Source organism: Sphingomonas sp. R1, from assembly GCF_025960285.1.
Taxonomy (GTDB): Bacteria; Pseudomonadota; Alphaproteobacteria; order Sphingomonadales; family Sphingomonadaceae; genus Sphingomonas.
The window spans coordinates 1729571-1742885 of the sequence record NZ_CP110111.1 but is presented as its reverse complement, the minus strand read 5'-3'; the positions used below and the strand labels follow the sequence as shown (position 1 = coordinate 1742885).

General features: G+C 68.5%; 11 protein-coding genes. 8 read left to right on the top strand and 3 right to left on the bottom strand.

All coding sequences use genetic code 11. The annotated features are described in order from the left end of the window. Window positions 1-47: 47 nt before the first annotated feature. Window positions 48-2024, bottom strand: coding sequence for a DNA topoisomerase IV subunit B (gene parE / locus OIM94_RS08460; RefSeq protein WP_264609620.1), 1977 nt, complete (start codon window positions 2022-2024; stop codon window positions 48-50). Between the two features lie 184 nt (window positions 2025-2208). Here parE and OIM94_RS08455 point away from each other — a divergent pair, with 184 nt between their 5' ends. After that, entirely contained in the window at window positions 2209-3855 is a 1647-nt protein-coding gene (locus OIM94_RS08455; RefSeq protein WP_264609619.1) for a catalase, read from the top strand. Window positions 3856-3919: 64 nt separating this feature from the next. Continuing rightward, window positions 3920-4486 carry an ankyrin repeat domain-containing protein gene (locus tag OIM94_RS08450; protein ID WP_264609618.1) on the top strand — a complete coding sequence of 189 codons (567 nt, stop codon included), beginning with the start codon at window positions 3920-3922 and terminating at the stop codon, window positions 4484-4486. A 75-nt stretch (window positions 4487-4561) separates the two neighbouring features. Here OIM94_RS08450 and OIM94_RS08445 read toward each other — a convergent pair whose 3' ends face one another. Then, window positions 4562-5284: a GcrA family cell cycle regulator gene (locus OIM94_RS08445; RefSeq protein WP_264609617.1), complete on the bottom strand. Its 723-nt coding sequence runs from the start codon at window positions 5282-5284 to the stop codon at window positions 4562-4564. 52 nt (window positions 5285-5336) lie between these two features. Here OIM94_RS08445 and OIM94_RS08440 point away from each other — a divergent pair, with 52 nt between their 5' ends. The 6 genes from OIM94_RS08440 to OIM94_RS08415 all read left to right on the top strand — a co-directional run bounded on the left by OIM94_RS08440 (window position 5337) and on the right by OIM94_RS08415 (window position 12386). Continuing rightward, complete coding sequence (locus OIM94_RS08440; protein WP_264609616.1) at window positions 5337-6176, top strand: ABC transporter permease; 840 nt, start codon at window positions 5337-5339, stop codon at window positions 6174-6176. A gap of 61 nt (window positions 6177-6237) precedes the next feature. Beyond that, window positions 6238-7602 carry an HD-GYP domain-containing protein gene (locus tag OIM94_RS08435; protein WP_264609615.1) on the top strand — a complete coding sequence of 455 codons (1365 nt, stop codon included), beginning with the start codon at window positions 6238-6240 and terminating at the stop codon, window positions 7600-7602. Between the two features lie 68 nt (window positions 7603-7670). Then, the gene (locus tag OIM94_RS08430) at window positions 7671-9077 is read left to right on the top strand and encodes a patatin-like phospholipase family protein (protein WP_264609614.1); all 1407 of its coding nucleotides are present in this window, start codon (window positions 7671-7673) and stop codon (window positions 9075-9077) included. Window positions 9078-9198: 121 nt separating this feature from the next. Beyond that, window positions 9199-10395 carry an aspartate aminotransferase family protein gene (locus OIM94_RS08425; RefSeq protein WP_264609613.1) on the top strand — a complete coding sequence of 399 codons (1197 nt, stop codon included), beginning with the start codon at window positions 9199-9201 and terminating at the stop codon, window positions 10393-10395. 147 nt (window positions 10396-10542) lie between these two features. Next, window positions 10543-11460 carry an ornithine carbamoyltransferase gene (gene argF / locus OIM94_RS08420; RefSeq protein ID WP_264609612.1) on the top strand — a complete coding sequence of 306 codons (918 nt, stop codon included), beginning with the start codon at window positions 10543-10545 and terminating at the stop codon, window positions 11458-11460. 161 nt (window positions 11461-11621) lie between these two features. Next, window positions 11622-12386, top strand: coding sequence for a hypothetical protein (locus OIM94_RS08415; protein WP_264609611.1), 765 nt, complete (start codon window positions 11622-11624; stop codon window positions 12384-12386). A 9-nt stretch (window positions 12387-12395) separates the two neighbouring features. Here the strand turns inward: OIM94_RS08415 and OIM94_RS08410 are convergent, their stop codons facing one another. Further along, entirely contained in the window at window positions 12396-13106 is a 711-nt protein-coding gene (locus tag OIM94_RS08410; RefSeq protein ID WP_264609610.1) for a hypothetical protein, read from the bottom strand. Between the last annotated feature and the right edge of the window lie 209 nt (window positions 13107-13315).

Genomic DNA, 13315 nt, shown 5'->3' with positions numbered 1-13315 from the left:
GGGTGATGATACACGTGGCCCGGCGGCGCGCAAGCCGCGCGGGTGCCTCAGGCGTCGATCACTTCCCCGTCGAGCCGCGCGGCATTTTCCTGGATGAACGCGAAGCGATGGGCGGGATTGTTGCCCATCAGCCGGTCGACCAGATCCTTGACGCCCGCGCGCTCCTCATATTCCTGCGGCAGCGTCACGCGCAGCATGCCGCGCGTCGCCGGGTCCATGGTGGTTTCCTTGAGCTGGTTGGGGTTCATCTCGCCGAGGCCCTTGAACCGGCTGACCTCGACCTTCTTGCCCTTGAACGCCGTCTTCTCGATCTCGATGCGGTGCGCGTCATCGCGGGCGTAGAGGCTCTTGGAGCCCACGGTGAGGCGGTACAGCGGCGGCTGGGCGAGGTAGAGATGCCCCTTGCGCACCAGGTCCGGCATTTCCTGGAAGAAGAAGGTCATCAACAGCGTCGCGATGTGTGCGCCGTCGACATCGGCATCGGTCATGATGATGATGCGTTCGTAGCGCAGCTGGGCGGCGTCGCAATCCTTGCGGGTGCCGCAGCCCAGCGCCTGGATCAGGTCGGCGATTTCCTGGTTGGCCAGGATCTTGGCCGAGGTAGCACTCGCGACATTGAGGATCTTGCCGCGGATCGGCAGGATCGCCTGCGTCTTGCGGTCGCGCGCCTGCTTGGCCGAGCCGCCGGCCGAATCGCCCTCGACGATGAACAGCTCGGTGCCCTCGGGGCTGTCGGCCGAACAGTCGGTCAGCTTGCCCGGCAGGCGGAGCTTGCGGCCCGAGGTGGCCGACTTGCGCTTGACCTCGCGCTCCTGCTTGCGGCGCAGGCGATCGTCCATCCGCTCCAGCACATAACCGAGCAGCGCCTTGCCGCGCTCCATGTTGTCGGTGAGGAAATGGTCAAAATGGTCGCGGATCGCCTTTTCGACGAGCGCGGTCGCCTCGGGGCTGGTCAGGCGATCCTTGGTCTGGCTCTGGAACTGGGGCTCGCGGATGAAAACCGACAGCATCACCTCGGAGCCCGTCACCACGTCGTCGGGGCTCAGGTCCTTGGCCTTCTTGTTGTTCACCAGATCGGCGAAGCTGCGGAGACTCCGCACCAGCGCCTGGCGCAGGCCCTGTTCGTGGGTGCCGCCGTCGGGGGTCGGAATGGTGTTGCAGTACCAGCTATAGCTGCCGTCGCTCCACAGCGGCCAGGCGACCGCCCATTCGACGCGGCCCTGCGAGTCTGGGAATTCCTGGGTGCCGGCAAAGAAATCGGCGGTGGCGCATTCGCGCTTGCCAACCTGTTCCTTCAGATGATCGGCGAGGCCGCCGGGGAACTGGAACACCGCCTCGGCGGGCGTATCGTCGGTGATCAGCGACGGATCGCACTTCCAGCGGATTTCTACGCCCGCGAACAGATAGGCCTTGGAACGGGCGAGCTTGTACAGCCGTGCCGGCTTGAACAGCATCTCGCCGAAAATTTCGGGATCCGGCGTGAAGGCGACGCTGGTGCCGCGGCGATTGGGCGTGCCGCCGATCTTCTCCAGCGGCCCCAGCGTCTGGCCCTGGCTGAAGCGCTGGCGGTAGAGCTGCCTGTCGCGCGCCACCTCGACCACCGTGTCCACCGACAGCGCGTTGACCACCGAGATGCCGACGCCGTGGAGGCCGCCCGAGGTGGCATAGGCCTTGCCCGAGAATTTGCCGCCAGAGTGGAGCATCGAGAGAATCACCTCGAGCGCCGACTTGTCCGGGAAGCGCGGATGCGGGTCGACCGGCATGCCGCGGCCATTGTCGACGATGGTAATGCGATTGGGCGCGGCGAGCGTCACCTCGATGCGGTTGGCATGGCCGGCGACCGCCTCGTCCATCGCATTGTCGAGGATCTCGGCGGCGAGATGGTGGAGCGCACGTTCGTCGGTGCCGCCGATATACATGCCCGGGCGGCGCCGTACCGGCTCGAGCCCCTCGAGAACCTCGATCGACGAGGCGTCATAGGTGCCGGAGGGGACGGAGGGCGCTGCGAAGAGGTCTTCGGACATGCGGAACGTATAGGGGGTGCGAGGCGCGGCGTGCAAGCTGGCGACTCCTCCTGCTGAGCGGTCCGCTCGATTTCTGTGAACGCGTCTTTGCGTTTCCCCTTCGCATCCTCGCGCCTGCATAGATGTCTACAGGTGATGTGGTGCGCCGGACGCGCCGCCGCCGACCAGAAAAGGGAGTTTCCTCATGCTTCGTTCCACCCGAAGCGGCGCGGCGATGGCCGCGTTGCTCGGCGGCGCCCTCATGCCTGCCGCGGCCGCCGCCCAGACCGAGACCCAGGTGTCCAGCCGCATGACCACCAGCGCGGCGCCGGTCAGCGCCCAGGCAGATGCCCCCATCCAGGCGGAATCGGGCGCCGCGCCGGTGCTGACCCGCGACAATGGGGCGCCGGTGGGCGACAACCGCAATTCCAAGGCGGCGGGTGACCTCGGCCCGGTGCTGCTCGAAGATTCGCACCTCATCGAGAAGCTGGCCCGGTTCGATCGCGAGCGCACGCCCGAACGCGTCGTCCATGCCCGCGGCACCGGCGCGCACGGCGTGTTCCGCGCGACCGCGGACCTTTCGGATCTCACCAAGGCCTCGCTGTTCCAGCCGGGCAAGGAAACGCCTGTGTTCGTGCGCTTCTCCAGCGTGATCCATGGCAAGGACAGCCCCGAATGGCTGCGCGATCCGCGCGGTTTCGCCACCAAGTTCTACACCGATCAGGGCAATTGGGATCTGGTGGGCAACAACCTGCCGATCTTCTTCATCCGCGACGCGATGCAGTTCCCGGACATGGTGCATTCGCTGAAGCCCGATCCGGCCACCAATCGCCAGGACCCGAACCGGTTCTTCGACTTCTTCTCGGCAACGCCCGAGTCGACCAACATGCTCACCCAGCTCTATTCGAACCTGGGCACCCCCGCCTCGTACCGCACGATGGACGGTAACGGCGTCCATGCCTTCAAGCTGGTCAACGCCAAGGGCGAGACGGTGTTCGCCAAGTTCCGCTGGATCAGCCGCCAGGGCGTCCACAACCTCACCGCGTCCCAGGCGGGCGCGCAGGCCTTCGATTATCACACCCATGATCTCTACACCGAGATCGCCAAGGGCAATTATCCGAGCTGGGACCTGATGGTGCAGGTGATGCGCGCCGAGGACTTCGCCAAGCTTGACTACAATCCGTTCGACGATACCAAGGAGTGGCTGGGCGTGCCGTTCCGCAAGATCGGCGAGATGACGCTGAACAAGGTGCCGGACAATTTCTTCGAGTGGACCGAGCAGTCCGCCTTCGCGCCGTCGAACATGGTGCCGGGCATCGAGGCGTCGCCCGATCGCATGCTGCAGGGCCGGCTGTTCAGCTATGCCGATACCCAGCGCTACCGGATCGGCGCCAACGCGCTGGCGCTGCCGGTCAACAAGCCGCGGTTCGCGGTCATCAACAACAGCCAGGATGGCCAGCTCAACGCCTCCGGCCGTGCCTCGCGGGTGAACTATTTCCCCGCTGCGCTGGCGCCGAAGACCACGCCGGCCGAAGCGGGCGCCGCCCCCTATGCGGTGGATGCGACCGTCGCCGCAAAGCCGATCGCCAAGACCAGCAACTTCGCCCAGGCGGGCGTCTTCTATCGTGCGCTGCCGGCGGCAGAGAAGGCGGACCTGATCAAGAACCTCTCGGGCGATCTGGGCAAGGTCGTGTCGCCGCGCACGCGGACGATCATGGTCAGCTACTTCTACCAGGCCGACAAGGACTATGGCACCCGGCTCGCCAAGGCGGTGAACGTGCCGCTGGCAGAGGTGGAGAAGGCGGTTGCCGAGTATCGCGCGGTGCACGCCGAGCAGATGGCCGCCAACTGAAGTCCCGCAGCATGCCCGGGCCGGCACCGATCGGCCCGGGCATGCCCGGTATCGGAGTTCTTCGATGCGTACCCTGTTGTTTCTGCTGGCTGGGGCCGCGCTCGCCCCCGTGCCGATCGCCGCTGCCCAGACGGCGGCCGAGCTGCCGTCCCCCGAGCGTCGCCAGGCGCTGCTGTTCGAAGCTGCGCGTGCCGGCCGGGCTGATCTGGTGCCGGGGCTGGTGCGGCTGGGGGCGGACCCCAATGCCCGTGACGCCCGTGGCTTCACGCCCGCAATCCTCGCCGCCTATAACGGTCAGGCGGCGGCGCTGGAGGCGCTGATCGCCGCCGGCGCCGATCCGTGCCTCGCCGATGGCGGCCAGGGCAACACCGCGCAGATGGGGGTGGCCTTCAAGGGGGACGATGCGATCGCCGCGCGGCTGGTCAAGGCCGGCTGCGACGTCAATGCCCGTAACAAGGCGGGGCAGACTGCGCTGATGATGGCGGCGCTGTTCGGGCGGACGGGGCAGGTCGACCTGCTGCTCGCCGCGGGCGCCGATCCGACGATCGCGGATGCGAGCGGGCGGACCGCGGCCAGCGTGGCGGCGGCGCAGGGAAACACCGGCCTTGCCGACCGGCTCGCGCCGCGCTGACCCGCACCCTTGGCTGCAGGAAAAAGGGGCCCGCACCGGTGGTGCGAGCCCCTTTTGCATGGCGTGTCGCGCAGCTCAGCGCGGGCGGGGTGTGCCGCCGAAGGGCATCGTCGGGGCCGGGCGGCGGTCGCGACGGGGCAGCTGCGCCTGATAGGCGTGGCCGCAATGGTCGACGCAGTAGGGGAAGCCCGGATTCACCTTCTCGCCGCAGAAGTGGAAGTCCGGCTCGCCCGGATGGCCGAGCGGCCACTTGCAGATCTTGTCGTTCAGATCGAGCAGCGTGGTCTTGCCCGCAATTGCCTCGCTGGGCTTGGCGGGGACCAGGCGGCGCGGCGGGGCCGGGGCGATCGGCGGAGCCTGCTCGCCGGGGTTCTGGCGGATGAAGCCGCCCGGGCCGACCGAGCGCAGCACCGGCTGCGGTGCGCGAGGTGCCGCCGGCTCGGCGTCCTCCTCGTCCTCGAGGACGGGTGCCGGCGCGGCGGGCGCGGGCGGGGCGGGGCGCGGTGCCGGCGCGGGGGCCTCGGCCTGGACGCGGGGCGCCGCGGGGGCCGGGGCGGGCTTGGGCGCCGGTGCGGGCTTGGGTTCGGCCGGTGCGGCGGGGGCTGCGGCGGCGGCCGCCGCGGCCTTGGCCTCGTTGGCCTTTACCGGCGAAGGACGCGACGGCAGGCCGAGGCGGTGGGCCTTGCCGATCACCGCATTACGCGAAACGCCGCCCAGTTCCTCGGCGATCTGGGTGGCGGTCAGGCCGCTGTCCCACATCTTCTTCAGCGTTTCGATACGCTCGTCGGTCCAGCTCACTTCGGTTCCTTCGTCTTGCGGGCGGCGGCGTCAGCGGGTACGCGATCGCGCCATGAGCAGCCACCCCGAAATCGGTTCACAGCTTCCCGAGCCGGGCGTTCCGGTGATTCGCAACGTCAACTGGGGAGGCTTGCGCACCCTCTATATCAAGGAGGTGCGCCGTTTCTTCAAGGTGCAGCTCCAGACGGTGTGGGCACCGGCGGTCACCACCCTGCTGTATCTGGTGATCTTCACGGTCGCGCTGGGCGGCGGCGGGCGGACCGTGACGCTGGACGGTGTCCCGATTCACTACGCCGATTTCATCGCCCCCGGCCTGATCGTGATGGGCATGCTGCAGAACGCCTTCGCCAATGCCAGCTTCTCGCTGCTCGTGGGCAAGATCCAGGGGACGATCGTCGACTATCTGATGCCGCCGCTGTCGACCGGCGAAATGCTCGCGGCGCTGGCAGGGGGCTCGGTGACCCGCGCCTTCTGCGTCGGCGGCACGGTGTGGCTGGCGATGGCGTTGTGGGGCGTGCACGTGTTCCCCGCGCATTTCTGGGCCATCCTGTGGTTCGGCTTCCTCGGCTCGCTGTTCCTTGCGTTGATGGGGGTGCTGACCTCGATCTGGGCGGAGAAGTTCGATCACGCCGCGGCAGTGACCAACTTCGTCGTCGCGCCGCTCGCCCTGCTCTCGGGTACCTTCTACTCGGTGGAGAACCTGTCGCCGGTGTTCCGTGCGATCAGCCATGCCAACCCGTTCTTCTACATCATCTCGGGCTTCCGCTACGGCTTCCTGGGCGTCGCCGATTCGCCGATCCTGGTCGGCAGTCTGGTGATCCTGTCGCTCGATGTGGTGCTCGGGCTGTTCTGCTACGCGCTGCTGCGGCGCGGCTGGAAGATCAAGAGCTGAGCGCAACCAAGGCTTAAGCCTGGCGCGGCTATGGGTGCGTTCCCCGATCGGACGCCCCGCCATGCTCCACTATGATGCTGCCCATTTCGATACCCGGCCCGGCGCGACCACGTCGCTGGCCGAGATCCTCGGCGCCTTTTCCTACGCGCTGGACCTGACCGAGGGGCAGCCCGAGGGGCATGCACTGCGCGCCTGCTGGATCGCCAGCCGTATGGCGCTGGCGCTGCAGCTGCCGGCGGAGGCGCGGCGGACCATCTATTACGCCACGCTGCTCAAGGATCTGGGCTGCAGCAGCAACGCCGCGCGGATCGCCGAACTGTATCTCGCCGACGATCGCCAGGTGAAGCACGAGCACAAGCTGCTCGGCACCGGGACGGTGCCGGCGCTGAAATATGTCCTGACGCGTACCGGGCAGGGCCAGCGGCTGGGGGCACGGGCCAAGGCGATTCTCACCATCCTGCGCAACGGGCCGGCGATCGTCACCGACCTGATCCAGACCCGCTGCACCCGCGGTGCCGACATCGCCCGCCAGCTCCGCTTCCCCGAGCCGGTGGCGCAGGCGATCGCCGCGCTGGACGAGCACTGGGACGGCAGCGGCAAGCCGCTGGGCATGCGCGGCGATGCGATTCCGCTGGCCGCGCGCCTCGCGCTGCTCGCGCAGATCGCCGACGTGTTCCACGCCGCCGCCGGGCCGGACGCCGCGATCGAGGAGGTGCGGGCGCGATCGGGCAGCTGGTTCGAGCCGGCGCTGGCCCAGTGTTTCGTCGGCCTTGCCCGCGATCCGGCCTTCTGGGCGGAGGTGACGCACCCCGCGCTCGAGGCGCGCGTCCGCGCCTTTGAGCCCGAGGAACAGCGGGTCGCCGTGGACGAGGACTATCTGGACGACATCGCCGCCGCCTTCGGCGCGGTGATCGACGCCAAGAGCCCCTATACCGGCGGCCATTCGGGCCGGGTCGGCTATTATGCCGGGGCGCTGGGGGCGGCGATGGGCCTGGACGGGCCTGCGCTGCGCACGCTCAAGCGCGGCGCGATGCTCCACGATGTCGGCAAGCTGGCGGTGAGCAGCCGCGTGCTGGAAAAGCCCGGCAAGCTCGATGACGGCGAGTGGGTGGAGATGCGCAGCCACGCCGCGCACACCACCGCGATCCTCTCGCGCATCGCGCCCCTGCGCGACATGGCGGCGGTGGCCGGCGCGCATCATGAGCGGCTGGACGGACGCGGCTATCCGCTCGGCCTCGATGCGATGCTGATCGCGCGCGAGGCGCGGATCATCACCGTGTGCGATTTCTACGACGCGCTCACCGCCGACCGCCCCTACCGTGCCGCCATGCCGGTGGAACAGGCGCTGGGCATCATGGCGGGGGAGATCGGCAAGGCGATCGACGGCGAGTGTTTCGCCGCGCTCCGCGAAATCGTTACGAAGTAAAAACCGTTTCGCACTAGGATACGGAACCGGGACTCGCGGGGGCGGGTGCCGCAAGGATGGGGGATATCATGAAATTGCTGCGTTGCCTTGCGCTGCTGGCCGCCGCGGGACTGTCGCTCGCAGGCTGTTCCCAGCCGCGACCCAAGCCGATCGCCGGCTGCAACTATCCGATGCGCCCGATCGACGTGACGCCGGCCTGGCAGGCACAGCGTGGGCCTGTCGCCGTCGAGCGCGCGCTGTTGGGGGCGGCCTCTGCCGATCCGCTGGCCGAGGCGCTGCGCGCGCGGCGCACGGGCAAGCACCGCATGATGGCGACGCCGGGGGAAGCGGCGAGCATCGAGCCCGATCGGTTCCTGGCGCTGAGCGGCGGCGGCCAGCACGGTGCGTTCGGCGCGGGCTTTTTCTACGGCATGGCCTCGCAGGGCGCGCTGCCGACCTGGGACATCGTCACCGGCGTCAGTACCGGATCGCTGCAAAGCACGCTGCTGTTCCTCGCCAACCAGCGCGTGCCGGGCGACCGCGACTATCCCGCCTGGGTCGATGGCCCGATGTCCGGCCAGGAAGGCGCAACGGGCTTCGTGGTGAAGCCGGGTACGTCGAACGTCGGCGATCTCGTGCTCGCCTATTCGATCCTGAAGGAGGCCGATCTGCTGCGCGTGCGCGCCGGCGGCGCCGGGCTGGGGGCGGTGCTGAAGGGATCGAGCGCGTCCTTCGGTCCGCTGCGCGCGCGGCTGCTCAAGATCATGAGCCTGGAGACGCTGCGCCTGGTGGCGGAGGAGGGCGCCAAGAATCGCCGGCTCCTCGTCGGCGTCAGCAGCCTCGACGATGGCCGGGCCTATGCGATCGACCTGACCGCGCTCGTCGCCCCGATGGCGTCGCGCAGCCTGTCGGTCACTGACGAGGCACGTATCCAGGGCTGCTATGTGGATGCGCTGCTCGCCTCGTCGTCGGTCCCGCCGGGCGTGCCGCCGGTGACGCTGCAGAGCCCCGAGCGGACCGAGATGTACATGGACGGCGGCGCCCGCTTCGGCATGTTCCTCCAGCCGCAACTCGCCGCGTTCGACGCTGCCGGACCGGGCGGCACGGCGGAGATCACGCTGATGGTCAACACCTCGATGAACCCCGGTACGTGGAGCGGCACCGCCGCGCCGATGCAGCGCTGGTCCGCGGTCACCGGGGCGCTGCGGGCCGTCGACCTGCTCGAGACGCAGGTCTACAGCTTCTCCGCGGCGCAGGTGGAAGGGCTGGGCCTGCATTATGGCTGGCTGCGCATGGCCGCGCTGGTCCGTGCCCCGGGCGGCGAACTGCCGGACGAACACGTCTTCAACGGCAAGACATGTGCCCAGTGGCAGGCGATCGACGCCCAGGCCAAGCCGATGCAATTCTATCCCTGGTACATGGCCTGCACCGCCGATTACGGCCGCAGCCGCGGCGCCACCCAGCAATGGAACCAGCGCGTACCGACCCAGCCGTAAACGCCGGTTGACCTCCGGCCCCAAGCGGCCCTAGAAAGGCGGAAGGGCGGCCCGGATAGGTCGCCCTTTTGCGTTTCTGGAGTTTCCACCCTTTTTCGTTTGTTCAGGAGGTACAGTTCCCATGACCATCACCGCCCTCATGCCCGTCTACCCGCGGTGCGATGTGCGGCCGGTGCGAGGCGAGGGCTGCTATCTCATCGGCGAACGAGGGGAACGCTATCTCGATTTCGCCGCCGGCATCGCCGTCAACGCGCTCGGCCACGGCCATCCGCACCTGGTGAAAGCGATCGCAGACCAGGCGGCGACGCTCATGCACGTCTCGAACCTGTACGGCTCGCCTCAGGGTGAGGCGCTGGCGCAGCGCATCGTCGACAACAGCTTCGCCGACACCGTGTTCTTCACCAATTCGGGCGCCGAGGCGATCGAGTGCGCGATCAAGACCGCGCGCCGCTATCACCACGTCAACGGCAACCCGCAGCGCCACAAGCTGATCACCTTCAAGAACGCCTTCCATGGCCGCACCATGGGCGCGATCTCGGCGACCGATCAGGCGAAGATGCGCGACGGGTTCGAGCCGCTGGCGCCGGGCTTCGACTATGTGAAGTTCAACGATCTGGAGGGCGCGCTCGCCAAGATCGACGGCGAGACCGCCGGCTTCCTGGTCGAGACGGTGCAGGGCGAGGGCGGCATCAGCGCCGGCACCCAGGAATTTATCCAGGGGCTGCGCAAGGCCGCCGACGAACACGGCCTGCTGCTGGTGCTGGACGAGGTCCAGTGCGGCTATGGCCGCAGCGGCAAGATGTGGGCCTATGAGCATTACGGCATCGAGCCCGACATCCTCGCCTCGGCCAAGGGCATCGGCGGCGGCTTCCCGCTCGGCGCCTGCCTCGCCACCGAGGAAGCGGCCAAGGGCATGGTGTTCGGCACGCACGGCTCCACCTATGGCGGCAACCCGCTCGGGATGGCCGCCGGGCAGGCGGTGCTCGACGTGATGCTGGCGGACGGTTTCCTCGAGAACGTCACGAAGATGGGCGAGCGGCTGCGCAGCTCGCTCGAGCAGCTGCTGCCCAACCACGACCACCTGTTCGAGGAAGTCCGCGGCCTGGGCCTGATGCTCGGCATCAAGCTCAAGCCCGAGGCCGAGGCGCGCAGCTTCGTCGCGCATCTGCGCGATCATCACGGGCTGCTGACGGTGGCGGCGGGCGAGAATGTCGTCCGCATCCTGCCGCCGCTGGTGATCGAGGAACAGCACATCGCCGAGGCGATCGAGAAGCTGAGCGCCGGCGCGCGCAGCTTCGCGGTGTCCGCCGCGGCCTGAGGAATGAACTGATCCTCCCCGGGACGGGGAGGGGGACCATGTGAAGCATGGTGGAGGGGGATTTCCGCAAAGGGCGTCGCTGGTGGAGGCCCCCTCCACCCCGAGGCTTTCGCTCGCGGTCCCCCTCCCCGTGCCGGGGAGAATGTAATGACCCGCCACTTTATCGATCTCACCGATGCCGGCCCCGACGCCATCGCGGCGATGCTGAACGACGCGATGGCACGCAAGCAGGCCCGCGCCGGCTGGCCCAAGGGCAAGGCCGATGCCGACGCCCCGCTTGCCGGCCATGTGCTTGCGATGATCTTCGAGAAGAACTCGACGCGCACGCGAGTGTCGTTCGACATGGCGATCCGCCAGCTCGGCGGCACCAGCATCGTGATGGATGCGGGCTCGATGCAACTCGGCCGCGGCGAGAGCATTGCGGACACCGCGCGCGTGCTTTCCGGCTATGTCGACGCGATCATGATCCGCACCGACGATCATCAGAAGGTGATCGACATGGCGACGCACGCGACGGTCCCGGTGATCAATGGCCTGACGGACGCCTCGCACCCCTGCCAGATCATGGCCGACCTGCTGACCATCCTCGAAAGCGGCAAGGCGCTCCCCGGCCTCAAGGTCGCGTGGCTGGGCGACGGCAACAACGTGCTCGCCTCGATCATGGAAGCCGGCGGGCTGATGCAGTTCGACGTCGTCGCCGCCTGCCCGCAGGGCTATCAGCCGACGGAGGCGGACGTGGCCCGCGCCAAGGGCCGTGCCCGCGTGGTGGGTACTGCGCGCGAGGCGGTGGAAGGCGCCGACATCATCGTCACCGATACCTGGATCTCGATGGGCCAAGCGCATGCCGAGACCAAGCTCAAGGCGATGATGCCCTTCCAGGTCGACGAGGCGCTGATGGCCGCCGCCAAGCCCGACGCCCGCTTCCTCCACTGCCTGCCCGCGCATCGCGGCGAGGAAGTGACCGACGCGGTGATCGACGGGCCGCAATCGCTGATCTGGCCCGAGGCGGAAAACCGCCTCCACGCGCAGAAGTCTGTGCTGCGCTGGTGCTTCGGCCAGCTCTAGGGACGATGCTCCCTTTCCGGGCCGGGGAGGGGAGCGCTTCCGCGCGAGACACGCGGCCCCTGCTGCAAATTTGACGGCTTGCCTCGACGTCGAAACGTGCTCATTTCGCTGCGACAACGATCTGCCGCATTGGGGCGGATCGCGCACGGGAACCTCGACGCTTGCCTGCCACGCATGCCCCCAGGCTCAGCCTGACTCAACGCCGTGACCGGGCCTTCTTCCTCGCCTTCCTCCTGGTGGGCGTGCTGGGCGTGGTGCTCGGCTTCGTGCCGCCGAGCTGGGCCCGCTTCCAGGGCAGGGCGGACTATCCTGCGCCGATCCAGCTGCAGATCCATGCCGGGCTGTTCCTCGCCTGGGTCCTGCTGCTCGCAGCGCAGATCCTGCTGGTGCGGCGGGGGCAGGTGGCGCTGCATCGGCGGCTGGGCGTGCTGGCGGTGGCGATGCTGCCCGCGATGTTCGTCAGCAGCCTGTTCGCCGAGACCTATGGCGAGCAATTCTACGCGCGCCACGATCCCGGCAGTGAACGCTTCTTCATCGTGCCGATCTACTCGCTGGGCCTGTTCATGCTGTTCACCGGCTGGGGGCTGCTCCGCCGCACGGTGCCGGCGGACCACAAGCGGCTGATCTATCTCGGTACCGCGGTGCTGTTCGGGGCAGCCTGGTCGCGGGTGACCAGCCCGCTGCTGGCGCCGCTGCTTGGCGGGAATGCGCCGGGCATGATGATCCACCATTTCCTGATGAACAACCTGCTGCTGCTGGCGCTGCCGCTGTATGACGGGTGGGCCGGGGGCCGGGTGCGGCGCGTCACCGCAATCGGCGCGACGATGGGCCTGGCCGGCGCGGCGGCGGTGTGCTGGATCTTCTACGCGCCCTGGTGGCTGCCGGTGACGCGCGCGATCATCGTGCTGTTCCCCGGCCCGGCCTGAACCGCCGGCTCAGAGCGCCGCCGCCGCCCCGGGGGCTTCCGCGATCGGCAGCGCCCCGACCGCCTGATCGACCGCTGCCAGCGCCTGCTCGCCGGAGCGCTGATCGTCCTCGTCGCGGTGCCTGGGGTCCTTGCGGCGCAGGGCTGCCTTCAGCGCGCGGGCAAGATCGCGAACGTCGTTCCTGAAGTCCTCGTCCGCCTTGTCGCGCGCGCGCTCGGCCGGACTTTTTTCCGCTTCCGGTTTTACCAGGCTGGCGGTGTCGGTGGCGGCTTTGGCCTCCGGCTTGGCGTCGGCGTCGGCCGGAGGCGCTGCGACGTTGCTGTCGTCCACGGGCGCAGAGGCTTGGGGAGCGTTGCTGCCGTCACCCGCCGCGTCGCTGCCCAGTTCCGCGGCGCTGCCGCCGGCGCCGACATAGCTCTTCACCGCACCGGCAAGTTCGCGGGCGATCTGCGCGGCGGCCCTGGCCAGTTTCCTGGGATCGCCAGCGTAGATCATCTTGAGCGCCTGCAGCCGCGCCTTGAGCTCCTTCACCTTCTGCGCGGCCCGTGCCTTCTGATCGTCGCTCGTCTTGGTCCTGACCGCCGCCAGCGTGGCGACGGCATCCTTCGCCTCCTGCAGCTTGCGCGCGGCCATCTCGTCCTTCTTGGACAGCGGGGCAGCAGCGGCAGGGGCAGCGCGCGGCTGTGCCGGCTTGGACAGGATGAACGCCGAGACTTTCATGCTCCCTTCATAGATGCCGGGAGGGTCTGACGCCGTCGTCCGGCAGGAAATCATCGAGTTATTTCCGTTTGGACCGGGAGATTGCTGCCCCCGCATAGGTGCCGCGCATGCGCTATGGTTGGGCGCCAGGGCAGTGCCGCGTAGAAGGCGCGTTGCAACAGGAGGTCGAGCTTGCCCTATCTGCCACTCCGCAAACCCAGGAAGCTGGC

Excerpts from the sequence above, each read along its gene's own strand:
- OIM94_RS08425 (WP_264609613.1), top strand. The coding sequence starts at position 9,199 with ATGACCATCACCGCCCTCATGCCCGTCTACCCGCGGTGCGATGTGCGG.
- OIM94_RS08430 (WP_264609614.1), top strand. The coding sequence starts at position 7,671 with ATGAAATTGCTGCGTTGCCTTGCGCTGCTGGCCGCCGCGGGACTGTCG.
- OIM94_RS08450 (WP_264609618.1), top strand. The coding sequence starts at position 3,920 with ATGCGTACCCTGTTGTTTCTGCTGGCTGGGGCCGCGCTCGCCCCCGTG.
- OIM94_RS08440 (WP_264609616.1), top strand. The coding sequence starts at position 5,337 with ATGAGCAGCCACCCCGAAATCGGTTCACAGCTTCCCGAGCCGGGCGTT.
- OIM94_RS08455 (WP_264609619.1), top strand. The coding sequence starts at position 2,209 with ATGCTTCGTTCCACCCGAAGCGGCGCGGCGATGGCCGCGTTGCTCGGC.
- parE (WP_264609620.1), bottom strand. The coding sequence starts at position 2,024 with ATGTCCGAAGACCTCTTCGCAGCGCCCTCCGTCCCCTCCGGCACCTAT.
- OIM94_RS08410 (WP_264609610.1), bottom strand. The coding sequence starts at position 13,106 with ATGAAAGTCTCGGCGTTCATCCTGTCCAAGCCGGCACAGCCGCGCGCT.
- OIM94_RS08435 (WP_264609615.1), top strand. The coding sequence starts at position 6,238 with ATGCTCCACTATGATGCTGCCCATTTCGATACCCGGCCCGGCGCGACC.
- argF (WP_264609612.1), top strand. The coding sequence starts at position 10,543 with ATGACCCGCCACTTTATCGATCTCACCGATGCCGGCCCCGACGCCATC.